At 70.8% G+C, this 17,096-nt stretch carries 17 protein-coding genes; 11 read left to right on the top strand and 6 right to left on the bottom strand.

Features of this window, described 5'->3' with window-relative positions; all coding sequences use genetic code 11:
- Positions 1-6: 6 nt before the first annotated feature.
- Entirely contained in the window at positions 7-273 is a 267-nt protein-coding gene (locus ABL310_RS16425) for a hypothetical protein (protein ID WP_349368082.1), read from the top strand.
- Between the two features lie 11 nt (positions 274-284).
- Here ABL310_RS16425 and ABL310_RS16420 read toward each other — a convergent pair whose 3' ends face one another.
- Positions 285-770 carry a YbaK/EbsC family protein gene (locus ABL310_RS16420; protein ID WP_349368081.1) on the bottom strand — a complete coding sequence of 162 codons (486 nt, stop codon included), beginning with the start codon at positions 768-770 and terminating at the stop codon, positions 285-287.
- A gap of 165 nt (positions 771-935) precedes the next feature.
- Between ABL310_RS16420 and ABL310_RS16415 the strand changes: the two genes are divergently transcribed.
- The 5 genes from ABL310_RS16415 to ABL310_RS16395 all read left to right on the top strand — a co-directional run bounded on the left by ABL310_RS16415 (position 936) and on the right by ABL310_RS16395 (position 6,034).
- Positions 936-1,388, top strand: a complete 453-nt coding sequence (locus tag ABL310_RS16415) for an Hsp20/alpha crystallin family protein (RefSeq protein ID WP_349368080.1) — start codon at positions 936-938, stop codon at positions 1,386-1,388.
- A 328-nt stretch (positions 1,389-1,716) separates the two neighbouring features.
- Positions 1,717-3,039, top strand: a complete 1,323-nt coding sequence (ugpB, locus tag ABL310_RS16410) for a sn-glycerol-3-phosphate ABC transporter substrate-binding protein UgpB (RefSeq protein WP_349368079.1) — start codon at positions 1,717-1,719, stop codon at positions 3,037-3,039.
- Between the two features lie 122 nt (positions 3,040-3,161).
- Entirely contained in the window at positions 3,162-4,043 is an 882-nt protein-coding gene (gene ugpA, locus ABL310_RS16405) for a sn-glycerol-3-phosphate ABC transporter permease UgpA (RefSeq protein ID WP_349368078.1), read from the top strand.
- Between the two features lie 10 nt (positions 4,044-4,053).
- Positions 4,054-4,902, top strand: coding sequence for a sn-glycerol-3-phosphate ABC transporter permease UgpE (gene ugpE, locus ABL310_RS16400; RefSeq protein ID WP_349368077.1), 849 nt, complete (start codon positions 4,054-4,056; stop codon positions 4,900-4,902).
- Between the two features lie 10 nt (positions 4,903-4,912).
- A complete protein-coding gene (locus ABL310_RS16395) occupies positions 4,913-6,034 on the top strand; it encodes a sn-glycerol-3-phosphate import ATP-binding protein UgpC (RefSeq protein WP_349368076.1) in 1,122 nt (373 codons plus the stop codon).
- A 30-nt stretch (positions 6,035-6,064) separates the two neighbouring features.
- On the opposite strand, the gene ABL310_RS16390 is transcribed toward ABL310_RS16395, so the two are convergent.
- Positions 6,065-7,017, bottom strand: a protein-coding gene (locus ABL310_RS16390) for an IS630 family transposase (protein ID WP_349368028.1) whose coding sequence is annotated in 2 segments (ribosomal slippage) — positions 6,065-6,675 and positions 6,675-7,017 — 954 coding nt in all. Because the reading frame shifts where the segments join, the coding sequence is not laid out codon by codon here.
- Between the two features lie 105 nt (positions 7,018-7,122).
- Between ABL310_RS16390 and ABL310_RS16385 the strand changes: the two genes are divergently transcribed.
- Complete coding sequence (locus ABL310_RS16385; RefSeq protein WP_349368075.1) at positions 7,123-7,560, top strand: GNAT family N-acetyltransferase; 438 nt, start codon at positions 7,123-7,125, stop codon at positions 7,558-7,560.
- Here the strand turns inward: ABL310_RS16385 and ABL310_RS16380 are convergent.
- The 3 genes from ABL310_RS16380 to ABL310_RS16370 all read right to left on the bottom strand — a co-directional run bounded on the left by ABL310_RS16380 (position 7,532) and on the right by ABL310_RS16370 (position 11,785).
- A complete protein-coding gene (locus ABL310_RS16380; RefSeq protein WP_349368074.1) occupies positions 7,532-7,990 on the bottom strand; it encodes a GNAT family N-acetyltransferase in 459 nt (152 codons plus the stop codon). The genes ABL310_RS16385 and ABL310_RS16380 overlap by 29 nt on opposite strands.
- Positions 7,987-10,734, bottom strand: a complete 2,748-nt coding sequence (gene mutS / locus ABL310_RS16375; RefSeq protein WP_374730334.1) for a DNA mismatch repair protein MutS — start codon at positions 10,732-10,734, stop codon at positions 7,987-7,989. The genes ABL310_RS16380 and mutS overlap by 4 nt, the downstream gene beginning before the upstream one ends.
- 64 nt (positions 10,735-10,798) lie before the next feature.
- On the bottom strand, positions 10,799-11,785 hold the full coding sequence (locus ABL310_RS16370) for an AraC family transcriptional regulator (protein ID WP_349368073.1): 987 nt from the start codon (positions 11,783-11,785) through the stop codon (positions 10,799-10,801).
- Positions 11,786-11,984: 199 nt separating this feature from the next.
- Between ABL310_RS16370 and ABL310_RS16365 the strand changes: the two genes are divergently transcribed.
- The 3 genes from ABL310_RS16365 (at position 11,985) to ABL310_RS16355 (ending at position 14,687) form a co-directional block, all read left to right on the top strand.
- Positions 11,985-12,482 (top strand): cupin domain-containing protein, encoded by a 498-nt coding sequence (locus ABL310_RS16365; RefSeq protein WP_374730333.1) that lies wholly within the window; start codon positions 11,985-11,987, stop codon positions 12,480-12,482.
- A gap of 173 nt (positions 12,483-12,655) precedes the next feature.
- Positions 12,656-14,143, top strand: coding sequence for an NAD(P)/FAD-dependent oxidoreductase (locus ABL310_RS16360; protein ID WP_349368072.1), 1,488 nt, complete (start codon positions 12,656-12,658; stop codon positions 14,141-14,143).
- 67 nt (positions 14,144-14,210) lie between these two features.
- Complete coding sequence (locus tag ABL310_RS16355; protein WP_349368071.1) at positions 14,211-14,687, top strand: flavodoxin; 477 nt, start codon at positions 14,211-14,213, stop codon at positions 14,685-14,687.
- A 239-nt stretch (positions 14,688-14,926) separates the two neighbouring features.
- Here ABL310_RS16355 and argH read toward each other — a convergent pair whose 3' ends face one another.
- On the bottom strand, positions 14,927-16,336 hold the full coding sequence (argH, locus tag ABL310_RS16350; protein ID WP_349368070.1) for an argininosuccinate lyase: 1,410 nt from the start codon (positions 16,334-16,336) through the stop codon (positions 14,927-14,929).
- Between the two features lie 26 nt (positions 16,337-16,362).
- Here argH and ABL310_RS16345 point away from each other — a divergent pair, with 26 nt between their 5' ends.
- Positions 16,363-17,025 carry a TlpA disulfide reductase family protein gene (locus ABL310_RS16345; protein WP_349368069.1) on the top strand — a complete coding sequence of 221 codons (663 nt, stop codon included), beginning with the start codon at positions 16,363-16,365 and terminating at the stop codon, positions 17,023-17,025.
- Positions 17,026-17,096 lie beyond the last annotated feature (71 nt).

The raw sequence follows: 17,096 nt of genomic DNA, 5'->3' as shown, positions 1-17,096 counted from the left end.
CAGGTCATGACACCCAAAGAGAAGATGTTGCGTCGCCTCCGTGAAATCGCGTCCATTCTCGATTCGGATATCAGCTGGATCGATGCGCAACGACGCCACGTCTTCGTCGAGCAACTGCTGCGCGAACGCGACGAGGGGCTGGACTTCGTCCTTCAGGAGGCGCCCGCCCCGGCGGACCGACGCGACGCCCGTGGCGTGCTCGCGCATCTGCGCAAGGACCCGGCCGACGCGGCGAAGGCGGACGCGCTCGAGGCTTGGATCGCCCGGGCCTGACCGGGCCCGAATCAGGCCGGCTCGGCCGGCCCTTCCGGCGTCTGGCAGACGTCCACCCAGGTCGCCCCCGCGAGCGCGGCCATGCGCTCCGGCGCGATGAAGACGGCGGCGTTGATCGCGCCGGCGGCGGGAACGACCACGTCGAAGCGCTTCAGCGACACGTCGCAATGAACGCGCAGCGGCGTCGCCAAGCCGAACGGGCAGACGCCGCCGACGGGATGACCGGTGAGCGCCGCGACCGTCTCGGCGTCTGGCATCTTCGCCTTGGCGCCGAAGGTCGCCTTGATCTTCCTGTTGTCGAGCCGCGCGTCGCCGGCGGCGACGACGAGAACCGTCCCGTCTCCCACCGCGAGCGTCAGCGTCTTGGCGATGCGCGCGGGCTCCACGCCGTGGGCGGCCGCCGCCTCCGCGACGGTGGCGCTCGACGCCTCGGTGACGATCACGGCGATGTCGGGTGCGCGCTCGGCGAAGAAGGCGCGCACGCTGTCGAGGGACATGGAAGGCTCCGTCCGGAAACGCGCGGGAGAAGCCGCTTAACCCGATCGGCGGGCCGCGGTCCAGCACGGCCACGCTGACGAAGGTCAACCGCCCGCTGGGCGCACGAGCGCATCGTGCGGCGCGGCGCCGCGAGCGCCGCCCGATCACTCCCAGGAGGCCTGTCCATGCGCAGCCCGTTTCCTCTTTGGCGCGAGGAACGTGATCCCCTCGCCACCATCCAGCAAGACATGAACCGCCTGTTCCGGCAGATGGGCGGCGAGATGCCGACCCTCTTCGGCGAGCGCCGCTTCCCGGCCCTCGACATGACCGACAAGGAGGACCGCGTCGAGATCTCGGCGGAGCTCCCCGGGGTCGCGCGCGAGGACGTGAAGGTCGAGGCCGCCGACAACGGCCTGGTCATTCGCGGCGAGAAGAAGAGCGAGCACGAGGAGAAGGGCGAGAACGCCTACGTGCTCGAGCGCAGCTACGGCTCCTTCATGCGGCGTGTGCCGCTGCCCTTCGACCCCGATCCCGACCGGATCGAGGCCGCCTTCCGCGACGGCATCCTCAAGATCACCGTGCCGAAGCCCGAAGAAGCCAAGCGCGAACCGAAAGCGATCGAAATCAAGGAAGGCTGAGAATATTCGGTTTCCGTAGGATTCGTTTCGCCGCCCCGGCGTCGCGCAAGCCGGGGCGGTCGCTCGTTGTCCACACGATTCTCGCGCCTGCGCTGCGAGCGGAAGGGGCATCCGGCGCCCCGTTCTGCCACCAAAAGCAACTAAAGATCAACGGGTTGGTGCGGGTGCGCGGACACCGAGCGCGCTTGCGCCGCAGGCCTCGTCGCGCCTATTGTCTAGCCGGCTCAGTGTCATCGAGCCGTAACGAAGCGTCACGAAAAGGCGCTCACGTCGCGACCCCGGCTAGACCGGCCGGGGCGACGGGGATTTTCACGAACGGGAGACGTCCATGTCCTTCACCCGCACGATCCTGGCCGGCACCTCGGCCATGGCTCTCATGCTCGCGGCCGGCGCCGCGAACGCCCAGGTCGAGGTCCAGTGGTGGCACGCCATGGGCGGCGAGCTCGGCGAGAAGACCGCCGCCATCGCCGAAGGCTTCAACGCGATGCAGGACGAGTACGAGGTCGTCCCGGTCTACCGCGGCAACTACACCGAGACGATGACGGCGGCGATCGCGGCCTTCCGCGCCGGCGAGCAGCCCCACATCGTGCAGGTCTTCGAGGTCGGCACCGCGACCATGATGGCCGCCCGCGGCGCCATCTACCCGGTCTACGAGCTGATGCAGGAGCATTCGGACGGCTTCGACCAGTCGGAGTACCTGCCGTCGGTCGTCGGTTACTACGCCGATCCGGAGGGCAACATGCTCTCCATGCCGTTCAATTCCTCGACGCCGGTGATGTACTACAACAAGGCCGCCTTCGAGGCTGCCGGCCTCGATCCGGAGAGCCCGCCGAAGACCTGGGACGAGGTCGCCGAGGCCTCGCGCAAGATCATCGAGGCGGGCGCCGCCACCTGCGGCTTCACCACCGGCTGGCAGTCCTGGGTGCAGCTCGAGAACTTCTCGGCCTACCACAACGTCCCCTTCGCGACGCTCGACAACGGCTTCAACGGCCTCGAGACCGAGTTCGCCTTCAACAGCGACCTCCATGTCCGTCACATCTCCAACATGAAGGACTGGGCCGACGAGGGCGTGTTCAAGTACGGCGGCCGTCGTTCCGACAGCGCCCCGCTGTTCTACACCGGCGAGTGCGCGATCTACATGAACTCCTCGGCCGCGCAGGCGGGCGTCAACGCCAACACCGACTTCCCGGTCGGCGTGGCGATGCTGCCCTACTACGACGACGTGGCCGGCGCGCCGCAGAACTCGATCATCGGCGGCGCCACGCTGTGGGTGCTCCAGGGCCACGACGAGGCGGAGTACGAGGGCGTCGCGGCGTTCTTCGAGTACCTGTCGCAGCCCGAGGTCCAGGCGCAGTGGCACCAGGAGACCGGGTACCTGCCGATCACCATGGCGGCCTACGAGCTGTCGCAGACGCAGGGCTTCTACGAGGCCAACCCGGGCACCGACGTGTCCGTCCAGCAGATGACGCTGAACGAGCCGACCGGCAGCTCGCGCGGCCTGCGTCTGGGCAACTTCGTCCAGATCCGCGACGTCATCAACGAGGAGCTGGAGCTCGTGTGGTCGGGCGCCAAGACCGTCGAGGAGGCGCTGAACGCGGCCGTCGAGCGCGGCAACGACATGCTCCGCCAGTTCCAGGCCGACAACAGCTGAGGCCTGGACGCCTCTTTCCGGACGCCGCCCTCGGGGCGGCGTCCTCGTTCGTCGGCTAGGCTCTTTCGCGCGAGCCGACGTCTCCCGATCGCGCTGTCGGGGCGCTCGCGACCGGACTCGAGATGCAGAAAAAAGTCACCTTCAAGGGCTTCGCCTTCCCGCTCGCGCTGCTGCTGCCGCAGCTCGTGATCACGGCGATCTTCTTCCTCTGGCCGGCGGGCCAGGCGCTCTACCAGTCGGTGCTGCGCCAGGACGCCTTCGGCCTGCGCACGACCTTCGTGGGGCTGGCGAACTTCACGCGCCTGTTCGACGATCCGCTCTACCTGAACTCCTTTCAGGTGACGGTCGTCTTCTCGCTCGCCGTCACGTTCCTGGGGCTCGCCATCGCGCTCCTGCTCGCGACCATGGCGGACCGGGTGATCAAGGGCGCGTCGGGCTACAAGACGCTGCTGATCCTGCCTTACGCCGTGGCGCCGGCCATCGCCGGCGTGCTGTGGTGGTTTCTGTTCAACCCCTCGATCGGGCTGTTCGCGCACAGCCTGCGCGCGCTCGGCATCGACTGGAACCACCAGATCAACGGCGACCAGGCGCTGATCATGGTGATCATCGCCGCCGTCTGGAAGCAGATCTCCTACAACTTCCTCTTCTTCCTCGCGGGCCTGCAGGCGATCCCGAAATCGCTGATCGAGGCCGCCGCCATCGACGGCGCCGGGCCGGTGAAGCGCTTCTGGACCATCGTCTTCCCGCTGCTCTCGCCGACCGCCTTCTTCCTGCTCGTCGTCAACGTCGTCTACGCCTTCTTCGAGACGTTCGGCGTGGTGCACGCCACCACCTCCGGCGGGCCCGGCCAGGCGACGACGATCCTGGTCTACAAGGTCTATTCCGACGGCTTCGTGGGGCTCGATCTCGGCTCTTCGGCGGCGCAGTCGGTGGTGCTGATGGCGATCGTGATCGTGCTCACCGCGATCCAGTTCCGCTACATCGAACGCCGCGTGCAGTACTGAGGAGCGCCGCATGGTCGAGAACCGCCCCGTCCTGGCGTTCCTGAGGCACCTCGTGCTGGGCCTCGGCGTCTTCATCGTGCTCTTTCCCGTCTGGGTCGCCTTCGTGGCCTCGACGCACGAGGTCACCGCGCTGACCTCCGGCGTCGCCCCGCTCTGGCCGGGCGACAAGCTGTGGGTGAACTACGAGACGATCCTGTCGCGCGGCATGCAGGGCGCGACCGGCACGCCCGTCGGCCTGATGCTTTGGAACTCCTTCGTCATGGCGCTGGCCATCGCGGTGGGGAAGATCTCCATCTCGCTGATCTCCGCCTTCGCGATCGTCTATTTCCGCTTCCCCTTCCGCATGCTCGCCTTCTGGGTGATCTTCGTCACCCTGATGCTGCCGGTCGAGGTGCGCATCCTGCCGACCTTCGAGGTGGTGGCCGATCTCGGGATGCTCAATTCCTACGCCGGGCTCTCGATCCCGCTCATCGCCTCCGCGACGGCGACCTTCCTGTTCCGGCAGTTCTTCCTCACCGTGCCGGACGAGCTGGCGGAAGCGGCGCGCATGGACGGGGCGAGCCCGTTCCGGTTCTTCAAGGACATCCTCGTCCCGCTCTCGCGCACCAACATCGCGGCGATCTTCGTGATCATGTTCATCTACGGCTGGAACCAGTATCTCTGGCCCTTGCTGATCACCACGAACGAGAGCTTCACCACCATCGTCATGGGCATCCAGCGCATGGTGAACGTCTCCGACGCCCAGCCGCAATGGCACCTGGTGATGGCGACCGCCACGCTGGCGCTGCTGCCGCCGGTGGTCGTCGTGCTCGTCATGCAGAGGCTCTTCGTCAAGGGCCTGGTCGAAACCGAGAAGTGAGAGAACGGCAATGGCCGGGATCGGCATCCGCGACGTCGTCAAGCGCTACGGCGACACCAAGGTCATCCACGGCGTCTCGCTCGACGTCGCCGACGGCGAGTTCATCGTCATCGTCGGCCCGTCCGGCTGCGGGAAGTCGACGCTGCTGCGCATGGTCGCCGGGCTCGAGGAGATCACCGGCGGCGAGGTCGAGATCGACGGGCGCGTGGTGAACAGGCTCGAGCCGAAGGACCGGAACATCGCCATGGTGTTCCAGAACTACGCGCTCTACCCGCACATGAGCGTCTACGACAACATGGCCTACGGCCTGAAGATCGCCGGGCTCTCGAAGGAGAAGATCCGCGAGCGCGTCGACACGGCCGCGCAGATGCTCCAGCTCCAGCCCTATCTCGACCGCAAGCCCCGCCAGCTCTCCGGCGGCCAGCGCCAGCGCGTCGCCATGGGGCGCTGCATCGTGCGCGAGCCCGCGGCCTTCCTGTTCGACGAGCCGCTCTCGAATCTCGACGCCAAGCTGCGCGTGCAGATGCGCCTCGAGATCAAGCAGCTGCAGCGCTCGCTGGGCACCACCGCCCTCTACGTCACCCACGACCAGGTCGAGGCGATGACGCTGGCGGACCGGCTCGTCGTGATGAATGCGGGCGTCGCCGAGCAGATCGACACCCCGATGAACGTCTATCAGCACCCGGCCTCGACCTTCGTCGCGGGCTTCATCGGCTCGCCGGCGATGAACTTCATGCCGGGGCGCCTCGGCGCCGACGGCCGGGCGATCACCCTCGACACCGGCGCCCACCTGCGCGCACTGCCCGAGCCGATCGTCGGGCATGCCGGCGAGACACCGGTGACGATCGGGGTGCGCCCCGAGCACCTGACCATCGTCGGCGCGGCCGAGGCGGAGCTGACGTTGCGTGTCGGCGTGGTCGAGACGCTCGGCGCGGACACGCTGGTCCATGGCGGGCTCCTCGACAAGGGCGAGGCGGTCGTGCCGGTGGCGGGCGAGGGCGGCGGCGTCCTCGCGGCGCGGCTCCCCGGGCACGTTCAGGTCCGCGAGGGCGAGGCCTTGCCCCTGCGCGTCAGCGATGGCGCGCTGCACGTGTTCGACCGGCAGACGGGCAAGCGGCTGGCGGACGTTTGACGGCGCGGGGTCGCGTTCTAGAGCAGATTCTCACCACTCGGGTTCATATCCTGCTGCGGTGAAGAAGTTCGCGCATTCCTCTGGCGGGAAGGCTTCGATGGCGTCGGCGACGGCGCTCCAGAGGGCGTCGCGCGTCCGGGCGGCGACCTTCCTGAGCAGGGCCTTCAGCTTGGCGAAGGCGTTCTCGATGGGGTTGAAGTCCGGGCTGTAGGGCGGCAGGAAGCGCAGCTCGGCTCCGGCCGCCTCGATGGCCTCGCGCACGGCGGGGGTCTTGTGGCTGGCGAGGTTGTCCATGATCACCACGTCGCCGGGGCTCAGCGTCGGAACCAGGACCTGCTGGACGTAGGCGAGGAAGCTCGCCGCGTTGATCGCGCCGTCGATCAGCATCGGCGCGTCGATCCCGCCGATCCTGAGCCCGGCCACGAAGGTCGTGGTGCGCCAATGGCCGTGAGGGATGCCGGCGCGCAGGCGCTCGCCTTCGGGGGCGCGGCCCCGCAACCGCGCCATCTTGGTGTTGAGCCAGGTCTCGTCGATGAAGATCAGCCGCTGCGGGTCGAGCTCGGGCTGCTCCTCGAACCAGGCCTCGCGGGCCGCGGCGACGTCGGCGCGGTCCTGCTCGCTGGCGTGGCCGGACTTTTTTTGAACGTCAGGCCGTGGCGGCCGAAGAAGCGGTGCACCGTCGAGGGCGCGAAGCGCTCGCCGTGCTCGCGCTCGAGCCGCTCGGCGATCTCGACGAGGGTGAGATCCGGCGCCTCCTCCACCATCGCGAGGATGACCGGGCCGAGCGCCTCGATCCGCCCGGACCGCGTGTCGCCGCCTTGCGCCCGCGGCGCGACCGAGCCCGTCTCGCGCCGAAGGTTGAACCACTTCACCGCCGCGGACGGCGCGATCCCGAAGCGGTCCGCCGCGGCCCGGCGGCTCATGCCGGCATCGACCGCAGCGAGGACGCGCTGCCTCAGATCCATCGAGAGGGGCTTCGTCATGGCGGCTGGCCTCCTCCGCCAGCCTCTACCGTGAATCACGAACTGGCCTCGAAGGGAATCCCCCGCGCGATTCCATCAGGAAGCGATCTGCTCTAGAGTCGCGCCATGCCCCGCCTGCGTCCCGCCACACGCGCCGATCTGCCCCGCATCCATGCGGTGCGCCACGGCGTCTCCGAGAACCGCCTGCTCGACCCGAACGTCGCGCCCGAGGCGGAGGTGCTCTGGTACATGGACGAGGCCATCTTCCTCGTCGCCGAGGACGAGGCCGGGGAGATCCAGGGCTTCGCCTGCGCGGATGCGCGCAACGGCTACGTCTGGGCGCTGTTCGTCATCGAGGACGCCCACGGCAGCGGCTTCGGCACGGCCCTGCACGACGCGGTGCTCGCCCGCTTCGCCGAGGCGGGATTGCGCCAGGCGTGGCTCACGACCGGCGACGGCACGTCGGCGATGCGCTTCTACGAGCGGCGCGGGTGGCGGGTGACGGGGCGGTCTTTCCGGGGGGACATGGTGATGGTCAGGGCCGTGGAACCGCCTTCTCCATGAACACCCGCTGGTAGGGCGGCTCCCCGCCGCGATGCGTCTCGACGAAGCCGAGGCGCGTGTAGAGCGCGACGTTCTCCGTCATCAGCGCGTTGGTGTAGAGCCGCAGGCGCGCGAGCCCGCGCCGACGCGCCTCGTCCTCGGCGACGGCGACGAGCGCGCGGCCGAGGCCGCGCCCCTGGCGGTCGGGCCGCACGGCAAGCGTGTCGAGGAGGAGCGCCTCCGGCTCCGGCACGATCCGGGCGAGGGCGTCGAGCGCGCCCGTCTCGTCCGCCACGACGACGACCTCGCCCGCCGCGACGTTGGCGGCCCAGTCCTGCAGCATCGGCCCGGGCGGGCGTCCGAGACGGGGGAGGTAGGCGGCGAAGGCGGCGTCGACGAGGGCGGCGACCGCGGGGGCTTCGTCCGGGCCGGCGGGGCGTGGCGCGCTCACCGCCCCTCGCCCCGCGCCGCCGCCTTCAACGCATACAATGCCTCCAGCGCCGCCTTCGGCGTCATCTCGTCCGGGTCGAGCGCCGCCAGCGCCTCGCGCAGCGGGTCGGGCTTCGCCTCGACCTTCGGCGGCGGGGGCGGGGCCGCGCGCACCGGCGCAGCGAACAATGGCAGATCGTCGAGCCTCGCGGCGCGGGGGTGCTCGCGCTCGGTGCGCTCGAGCTCGGCCAGGATCTCGCCCGCCCGGGCGACGACCGGCGCGGGGAGGCCGGCGAGCTTGGCGACCTGGAGGCCGTAGGAGCGGTCGGCCGCGCCCTTCGTCACCTCGTGCAGGAAGATCACCTCGCCCTTGTGCTCGGCGACTTTGAGGGTGAGCGTCTCGATGCGGTCGAAGCGCTCGGTGAGGCGGGTGAGCTCGTGGAAATGGGTGGCGAACAGCGCCCGGCAGCCGTTCGCCTCGTGCAGGTGCTCGATCGCCGCCCAGGCGATGGAGAGCCCGTCGAAGGTGGCGGTGCCCCGCCCGATCTCGTCGAGGATGACGAGGGAGCGCCGCGTCGCCTGGTTCAGGATGGCGGCGGTCTCCACCATCTCGACCATGAAGGTCGAGCGCCCGCGCGCGAGATCGTCGGCGGCGCCGACGCGGGAGAACAGGCGGTCGCACACGCCGATATGCGCCGCCTTCGCCGGGACGAAGGCCCCCATCTGGGCGAGCACGACGACGAGGGCGTTCTGGCGCAGATAGGTCGACTTGCCGCCCATGTTCGGGCCGGTGATCACCGCGATGGCGCCGGCCGCCTCGCCCGAGAGGTCGCAATCGTTGGCGATGAAGGGCCGGCCCTCCCGCGCCAGCGCCGCCTCGACCACCGGGTGGCGCGCGGCCTCCACGGCGAAGGCGAGCCCGTCGTCGACCTTCGGCCGCGTCCAGCCGCGGTCCGCCGCGAGGTCGGCGAGCGCCGCGGCGACGTCGACGCGAGCGAGCGCGTCGCCGGCGGCGAGGATCGCGGGCCGGGCGTCCGCCAGCATCGCGGCGAGGTCGGCGAAGAGGGCGAGCTCGATCGCCACCGCCCGCTGCGAGGCCGAGGCGATGCGGCTCTCCAGCTCGCCGAGCTCCACGGTCGTGAAGCGCATGGCGTCCGACATCGTCTGCCGATGGATGTAGGTCCCTTTCAGGGACCCGCGCAGCAGCTCCTCGCCGAAGGCGGCGGGCACCTCCAGGAAGTAGCCCAGCATCGAGTTGTGCTTGACGCGCAGCGTCCGGCAGCCGGTCTCCTCGGCGTATTTCGCCTGCAGCCCGGCGATGAAGCGGCGCGAATCCGTCTGCAGCGTGCGCGCCTCGTCGAGGGCGGCGTCGATCCCCTCCGCGATGAAGCCGCCGTCGCGCTTCGAGAGCGGCAGGTCGGCGGCCAGCGTCGCGGCGAGGCGGCCCTCCACCGCGGGATCGAGGGCGGCGAGCGTGTCGCGCGCGCCGGCGATCTCGTCGGGCAGGTCGTCGGCGCGCGACAGGATCTCGGCGAGGCCGCGCGCCGCGGCGAGGCCGTCGCGCACGGCGGCGAGGTCGCGCGGGCCGCCGCGCTCCAGCGCGAGCCGCCCCAGCGCGCGGGACATGTCCGGCGCGGCGCCGAGCGTCTCGCGCAGGCGATCGCGCAGGATCGCGTCCTCCACGAGGCGCGCCACCGCGTCCTGCCGCCGCCGGATCGCGCCGATGTCGGTGAGCGGGCCGGAGAGCCGCTCGGCCAGGAGGCGCCCGCCGCCGGGGGTGAGCGTGCGGTCGATGACGGCGAGCAGGGAGCCCGCGCGCTCGCCCGAGAGCGTGCGGGTGAGCTCGAGATTGGCCCGCGTCGCCGCATCGACCACGAGGACCCCCGTCCCGTCCTCCCGCGCCGGCGGGCGCAGGGCCGGGCGCGCGCCGATCTGGGTGCGCTCGACATAGAGGAGCACGGTGCCGGCTGCGGCGATCTCGGCGCGGGTGAAGGCGCCGAAGGCGTCGAGCGTCGCGACGCCGAAGGTCTCCTTCAGCCGCCGCTCGGCCGAGGCCGCGTCGAGCCCGTCGCGCGGCAGCGGGTAGAGCGGCGCGCCGGTCTCGCGCCAGACGGGCGCGAGGTCGCGGTCGTCGTGGAGCGTATCGGGGAGCACGATCTCGCGGGGCTCGAGCCGCGCCAGCGTGGGCCCGAGCCCGCCGCGGGAGGTCTCCACCACGGTGAAGACGCCCGTCGAGATGTCCACCGCCGCGACGCCGTAGACGTAGTCCTCCTCGGTGAGCTTGCGGCGCGCCACCGCGACGAGGAGCGAGGCGCGGGCGGGCTCGAGCAGGCGCTCCTCGGTGATCGTGCCCGGCGTGACGAGCCGCACCACGTCGCGGCGCACGACCGCCTTGGCGCCGCGCTTCTTCGCCTCCGCCGGGTCCTCCATCTGCTCGCAGACGGCGACGCGGTGGCCGAGGCCGATCAGGCGCTGGAGGTAGTCGTCGGCGCGCTCGATCGGCACGCCGCACATCGGGATGTCCTGGCCCAGATGCTTGCCGCGCTTCGTCAGCACGATGCCGAGCGCGCGGGAGGCGATCTCGGCGTCCTCGAAGAACAGCTCGTAGAAATCCCCCATCCGGTAGAACAGCAGGCAGTCCGGGTTCGCCGCCTTGATCTCGACGTACTGCGCCATCATCGGCGTGACCCGATCCTCCGCGCCCGCCGCCTTGCGGGCGGCGGCGGAGGCGGGCGCGGAGCGGAGGAGCGCGGGATCGGCGGTCATGCTCCCGGTTTAGCAGGGGCGGCCCGGGGAGGGGAGGGGCGCGGGTGTGGATAACGGGGAGGGCTCACCCCCGCCGGCGCGTGTCGCGGGGCGTCTCGCCGAAGCGGCGGCGATAGGCCTCCGCGGCGCGGCCGAGATGCCAGAGGCCCAGATCCAGCATCAGGTCGCCGACGGCGCGGGTCTCGGCGGGGTCCTTCAGCCGGGCGTGCAGCGCGTCGAGCCGGCGCTCGCGCACGACCTCGCCGATGGACCGCCCGAGCGTCCTGCGAAAGGCCGCCTGCAACGCCCGCAGGCCGATCCCGGCCTCGGCGCAGAGCGCGGCATTGTCGATCCCCTCCGCGAGATGCACGTCGATGAAGGCGAGCGCCCGGGCCACCGCCCGCGGCGGCGCCTCCGGCACGGGCGCCTCGGCGAGGCCGGCATCGGAGGGCTGGCCGAACAGCAGGGTCGCGAGGGCGGCGTCGAGCACCTCGCCGAGGCGGGGCATCAGCCGCGGCTCCCGCGCGCCGGCCTCGGCCAAGGCCGCCATCCGCTGCATCTGCGCCGCCACCGCCGGGCCGACGCCGCGCTCGAGGTCGAGGGAGGGCGCGAACACGACCGGGCCCTCGGCGCGGTCGAGGAAGCGCGCGGCGGCGCGCTCCACATGGGTGCGGTCGAGCATCAGGATGAGCTGGGCGCAGGAGCCGGACCAGCGCATGGTGACGGGCTCCGTCGGCGACAGGATCGAGGCGGCGCGGCCTGGGGCGGTCTCGGTCGCGCGCCGGCCGCACAGGATCGTCGCCGCCCCCGAGAGCGGCAGCTGCACCAGGAAGAAGCGATCGAGGCAGCCCGGATCGATGGCGACGTCGCCGCCATAGACGACCTGGTTGATCGAGCCCGCGCGGCGCTTGCCGATCGTCACCGGCGCGTTCTCGTGGCGGGCATGGAAGCGCCGCGCGCCGGAGAGCGCGCTCAGGCGATGGGCGCAGAAGATCCGGCCGACCTTCTCGGCGGCCTCGTCGACGTCGCGCGTGTCGACCTTGGCGTAGGCGGCGAGCCGGCTTCCGGCCATGACGCCTCCCTCCCGTTCCGGGATCCCGAGGCGGAGGTTAGCAGGCTCCAGGGCTCGTGTCAGGACACGCGTTTCGCTCGGCGGACAGTCGCTGCGCCCAGCGGATAGACGCGCGCTCCGTTCCGCGCTTCACTGCCCCATGGGAACACGAGGCTCGCGAGGACCGGAACACCGGCCCGGGGCCACGGGAGGAGAGAACATGGACAAGACCCCCGCCAACATGGCCCCCGTCATGACCGGCCCCGGCATCACCAAGGCCGGCACGGGACTGAACGCGGTCGAATGGTCGATCCTCGGCCACACCTACTGGCTCAAGACCGAAGGCCAGAGCTGCTTCTCCTTCGAGACGCTCGACCCGCCGGGCACCTTCGTGCCGCCGCACGTCCACCCGACGCAGGACGAGTTCATCTTCGTGCTCGAGGGCCGCTTCGACCTCTATCTCGACGGCGAGCATCACCAGGCCCATGCCGGCGATCTCGTGTGCATGCCCATGGGCATCCCGCACGGCTACTACAATCTCACGCAGCAGAACGCCCGCGCCCTGTTCTGGGTGAGCCCGGCCCGGCGCCTGCGCGAGCTCTTCGACAACCTCCACAATCTCGGCGACCCCGCCGAGGTGGTGCGCCAGTCGGCCATGCGCGAGGTGCTCTTCCTCAAGCCGGAAGAGATGGCCTTCGACCCGCTGAACATGAAGTGAGGGCGTAGAGCGCCGCGCGGCGGCATCTCCCCGCAGGGGAGGTGGGCCGCGGCGCAGCCGCGGACCGGAGGGGCGGGCCTCGAATCGCCCCACCCGTCGGCCTTCGGCCGCCGACCTCCCCTGCGGGGAGATCTCGCGCCCGCCCGCCACTCGTGAAAACCAGGAGACATCCCATGGCGACACGCAAGCGCGTGTGCGTCGTCGGGGCCGGCGTGTCCGGCCTCGCGGCGGCGAACGCCTTCATGCGGCGCGGCCACGCCGTGACCGTCTTCGAGCGCGCCGGCGATCTCGGCGGCGTCTGGGAGCCCTCACGCTCCTATCCGGGCATCAAGACCCAGAGCCCGAAGGACCTCTACCGCTACACCGGCCGGCCGATGCCGGAGGGCTATCCCGAATGGCCGACGGGGCGGCAGGTCTACGAGTATCTGCGCGGCTTCGCGGAGGAGAACGGCCTCCTGCCGCTGATCCGCTTCGGCCGCACGGTCACCCGTACCGACCGCCATGCGGACGGCGGCTGGAGCGTCGAGACGCGCGACGACGACGGCGCGAGCGAGACGACGGAATGCGACGTCCTCGTCGTGGCTTCGGGCGTGTTCAACGACAAGAACATGCCGACCCACCCGGGCCAGGACGACTTCGTGGCCGAGGGCGGAACGGTGCTGCATTCGTGCGAGTACACCGACCCGGCGCTGGTGCGCGACAAGGACGTCGTGGTGCTCGGCTTCTCGAAATCCGCCACCGACGTCGCGGTCAGCGCGGCGAAGGAGGGCGCGCGCTCGGTCTCGATCGTCTATCGCGAGCCGGTCTGGCGCATTCCCTACCGCTTCGGGAACGTGGTCAACTTCAAGCACATCCTCTACGCCCGCGCCTCCGAGCGGATGTTCCCCTCATGGGGCCTCTCGGCGGCCGGGCGCGCGGCGCACGTGCTCGCCAAGCCCGCGGTGTGGGCCAACTGGCGCGCGCTGGAGACGCTGCTCGACCGGCAATTCGGGCTCTCGAAGCTCGGCATGCGGCCGGACAAGCCCATCGAGGAGACGATCTATTGCGGGCTCCCCGTCGCGACGGAAGGCTTCTTCGAGCTCCTGCACCAGGGGCGGATCACCGCCTATCGCGGCACCTTCGACCATTACGAGGACGGCCACGTCGTCCTCACCGGCGGCGAGCGGCTGCCCGTCGACGTCGCTATCCAGGCGACGGGCTGGAAGCTCGGCGTCTCCTACCTGCCCGAGGCGGTGCTCGACGCGATCCGCGAGCCCGACGGCCAGTTCCGGCTCTACCGTCTGATCGTCAATCCGGACGTGCCGGATCTCGGCTTCGTCGGCTTCAACTCGAGCTTCGCCAGCGTGCTGACGAGCGAGATCGCGGCGGAATGGCTGGTGCGCTTCGTCGACGGCATGCTCGTGCCGCAGCCGACGAAGGAGGCGATGAACGCGGCGATCGAGGAGCATCTGAGGTGGCGCAGGCAGGTGCGGCCCGTGGCGCAGGCCTATGGCGGGCTGTGCGCGGCGCCCTATCATTTCCGGCATCTCGACGAGCTCGTCGGCGACATGGGCTGCCGGGTCCGCGCGCGCAATCCGCTGGCGAACTTCCTGCTGCCGCCGAACGCGGAGGCCTATGGGCGCTATGTCGCGAGCGCGCCGGATTACCGCGCCGCCGCGTGAGGGGCGAACCGGGTGGCCATGGCCGGCGTTGCGGGCGTAAGCTTCACCGCTCGCGGAGGCGGACGGCATGCGCACCCTCGTCGCCTATCACTCGCACAGCGGCCATACCCGCCGGGCCGCCGAGGCGCTCGCGGCGCGGATCGGGGCCGATCTCGCCGAGATCCGCCCCGCCGACGGACGCTTTCGCGGGCTGATCGGGCTCGTTCGTGCGATCATCGCCGCGCGCCGCGCGCAGCCGGCGCCGATCGCGCCGATGGATACGCGGCTCGAAGACTACGACCTCGTCGTCGTCAGCACGCCGATCTGGGCCTCGCACATCAGCCCGCCGGCGCGCGCCTTCCTGATGCAGAACAAGGCGCGTCTGCGCGACTACGCCACGCTCTACACCTGCGCCGGCGCGGGACTGCCGGAAGCCGGCGAGGACATGGCCCGCATCATGGGGCCGTCCCCACGGGCCGTGCTCGACCTCACCCGTCGCGACGAGGGCACGCCCGCCTTCCGCGAGAAGCTCGAGACCTTCGTGCGGGAGATCGGGGCGGGGTGACGAGGCCCACGCCGACCCCTTCTCCTTCCCTGTAGGGGAAGGTGTCTCGGCGAAGCCGAGACGGATGGGGCGCGCGGCACGCGCGTTCGGCGAAGCCGAAATGGACGGTCGATCCGGACGCTACCGGGGGGTCCGCTTCGCGGAACGCGCCTCCGGCGCGGCGCCACCTTCCCCTACAGGGACGGAAAGACGACGCGCCGCTCGCATGTGCGCAGCAGGCCGCATCGACCGTTTTCACGTCACGCGCCGCGCGCCCGCGTCTCCTTCTCCTTCGCCAGCTGCGTCAGCCAGCGCCTGGCCTGGCGCTTGACGTTGGCGGGCGCGGTGCCGCCGTAGCTGACGCGGCTCTTCACCGACTTCTCGACGCCGAGCACCTCGAAGATCGCCTCGGTGATCCGCGGCTCGGCCTCCTGCATCTCGGCGAGCGTGAGCTTCTCGAGCCCCACCCCGCGCTGGGCGGCGAGCCCGACGAGGCGGCCGGTGACGTGATGCGCGTCGCGGAAGGGCAGGCCGAGCACCCGCACCAGCCAGTCGGCGAGGTCGGTGGCGGTGGAGAAGCCGGCGCCGGCCCACTTCTTCATCGCCTTCGTGTCCGGCTCCAGGTCGCGCACCATGCCGGCCATGGCGGCGATGCAGAGCGAGAGCGTCTGGAGCGCGTCGAAGACACCCTCCTTGTCCTCCTGCATGTCCTTCGAATAGGTCAGCGGCAGGCCCTTCATCACGACGAACAGCCCCTGCAGCGCCCCGAGCACGCGCCCGGTCTTGCCGCGCACCAGCTCGGCCGCGTCCGGGTTGCGCTTCTGCGGCATGATCGAGGAGCCCGTCGTGAACTTGTCCGAGAGCTTCACGAACGCGAACTGGGGCGTCATCCACAGCGTGATCTCCTCCGCGAAGCGGGAGAGATGCACCGCGCAGATCGCGGCCGCGGAGAGCGTCTCCAGCGCGAAATCGCGGTCGGAGACGGAATCGAGGGAATTCGCGGTCGGTCGGTCGAAGCCGAGCGCCTTCGCGGTCATGGCGCGGTCGATGGGGAAGGACGTGCCGGCGAGCGCCGCCGCGCCGAGCGGGCACTCGTTGAGGCGCGCCCGCGCGTCGGCGAAGCGGCCGCGGTCGCGCCCGAGCATCTCGACATAGGCCAGGCAATGGTGCCCGAAGGTGACGGGCTGGGCCGATTGCAGATGGGTGAAGCCCGGCATTACCGCCCCGGCGAAGGCTTGCGCCTTCTCCGCCAGCGCCTGCTGGAGATCGGCGAGCTGGGCGTCGAGCGCGTCGATCGTGTCGCGCACCCACAGCCGCATGTCGGTCGCGACCTGGTCGTTGCGCGAGCGCGCGGTGTGGAGACGCCCGGCGGCGGGGCCGATCAGGTCGCGCAGGCGAGACTCCACGTTCATGTGGATGTCCTCCAGCGCCCGCGAGAACGTGAACGTGCCCGCCTCGATCTCACGCAGAATCGACTTGAGCCCGTCGGAGATCGCGCCCACATCCTCTCTCGACAGGATGCCGGTCTCCGCGAGCATGGCCGCATGCGCGAGGGAGCCCCGGATGTCCTGGGCCGCGAGCCGCTTGTCGAAGTCGATGGAGGCGTTGATCTCCTCCATGATCTCGGCCGGGCCGCTCTCGAAACGGCCGCCCCACATCCGATTGCTCACGCGTAACCCCTCGAGTTCGTGATCCGATGACCGACGAGACGCCCGATACCCAGAAGCCCCGCTCGCGCCGCGGCCCCGCCCTGATCGGCGCGGTCGTCGTCGTCGCGGCTGCCGTCGTAGCTTTCGCGCTCGCCTCCCGCAACACCGAAGCGGTCGCCGAGGCCTGCATTCCGGCACAGGAGACGCTCGCGCGCGTCGCGCCCACCGCCACGGGCGAGGTCGCGGCCGTCTCGGTGCACGGCGCGCCCCGGCTCGCGCCGGAGATCGCCTTCGCCGGCCCCGAGGGCGAGCCGCTGACGCTCGCCGACTTCTCCGGCAAGACCGTGCTCGTGAATCTCTGGGCCACCTGGTGCGCGCCCTGCCGCGAGGAGATGCCCGCCCTCGACGCGCTCCAGGCGGAGCTCGGCGGCGAGGCGTTCGAGGTGGTCGCGATCAACGTCGACACCCGCAACATCGACCGCCCCCGCGCCTGGCTCGAGGAGCACGGCGTCGACGACCTCGCCTATTACGCCGAGAACGAGGGCACGCTGATGCAGACCCTCCAGCGCTCGGGCCACGTGGTCGGCCTGCCCACCACGATCCTCATCGGCGAGAACAATTGCGAGCTCGCCGTGCTGAAGGGCCCGGCCGAATGGGCGAGCGAGGACGCGCTGGCGATGATCCGCGCCGCCCTCGGCCGTGATGGGTGACGAGGGCCGAGCGGCGGCGCGGCGTCGCAGGCGCGCGCCGGCGGCGATCGGATCGGCCCGCACGTGCGTAG

This window comes from Salinarimonas sp. (genome assembly GCF_040111675.1).
Taxonomy (GTDB): Bacteria; Pseudomonadota; Alphaproteobacteria; order Rhizobiales; family Beijerinckiaceae; genus Salinarimonas.
Note: the sequence above shows the minus strand (reverse complement) of the source record. Positions and strands in the feature narration are given on the sequence as shown.

Excerpts from the sequence above, each read along its gene's own strand:
- ABL310_RS16425 (WP_349368082.1), top strand. The coding sequence starts at position 7 with ATGACACCCAAAGAGAAGATGTTGCGTCGCCTCCGTGAAATCGCGTCC.
- ABL310_RS16420 (WP_349368081.1), bottom strand. The coding sequence starts at position 770 with ATGTCCCTCGACAGCGTGCGCGCCTTCTTCGCCGAGCGCGCACCCGAC.
- ABL310_RS16415 (WP_349368080.1), top strand. The coding sequence starts at position 936 with ATGCGCAGCCCGTTTCCTCTTTGGCGCGAGGAACGTGATCCCCTCGCC.
- ugpB (WP_349368079.1), top strand. The coding sequence starts at position 1,717 with ATGTCCTTCACCCGCACGATCCTGGCCGGCACCTCGGCCATGGCTCTC.
- ugpA (WP_349368078.1), top strand. The coding sequence starts at position 3,162 with ATGCAGAAAAAAGTCACCTTCAAGGGCTTCGCCTTCCCGCTCGCGCTG.
- ugpE (WP_349368077.1), top strand. The coding sequence starts at position 4,054 with ATGGTCGAGAACCGCCCCGTCCTGGCGTTCCTGAGGCACCTCGTGCTG.
- ABL310_RS16395 (WP_349368076.1), top strand. The coding sequence starts at position 4,913 with ATGGCCGGGATCGGCATCCGCGACGTCGTCAAGCGCTACGGCGACACC.
- ABL310_RS16385 (WP_349368075.1), top strand. The coding sequence starts at position 7,123 with ATGCCCCGCCTGCGTCCCGCCACACGCGCCGATCTGCCCCGCATCCAT.
- mutS (WP_374730334.1), bottom strand. The coding sequence starts at position 10,734 with ATGACCGCCGATCCCGCGCTCCTCCGCTCCGCGCCCGCCTCCGCCGCC.
- ABL310_RS16370 (WP_349368073.1), bottom strand. The coding sequence starts at position 11,785 with ATGGCCGGAAGCCGGCTCGCCGCCTACGCCAAGGTCGACACGCGCGAC.
- ABL310_RS16365 (WP_374730333.1), top strand. The coding sequence starts at position 11,985 with ATGGACAAGACCCCCGCCAACATGGCCCCCGTCATGACCGGCCCCGGC.
- ABL310_RS16360 (WP_349368072.1), top strand. The coding sequence starts at position 12,656 with ATGGCGACACGCAAGCGCGTGTGCGTCGTCGGGGCCGGCGTGTCCGGC.
- ABL310_RS16355 (WP_349368071.1), top strand. The coding sequence starts at position 14,211 with ATGCGCACCCTCGTCGCCTATCACTCGCACAGCGGCCATACCCGCCGG.
- ABL310_RS16345 (WP_349368069.1), top strand. The coding sequence starts at position 16,363 with ATGACCGACGAGACGCCCGATACCCAGAAGCCCCGCTCGCGCCGCGGC.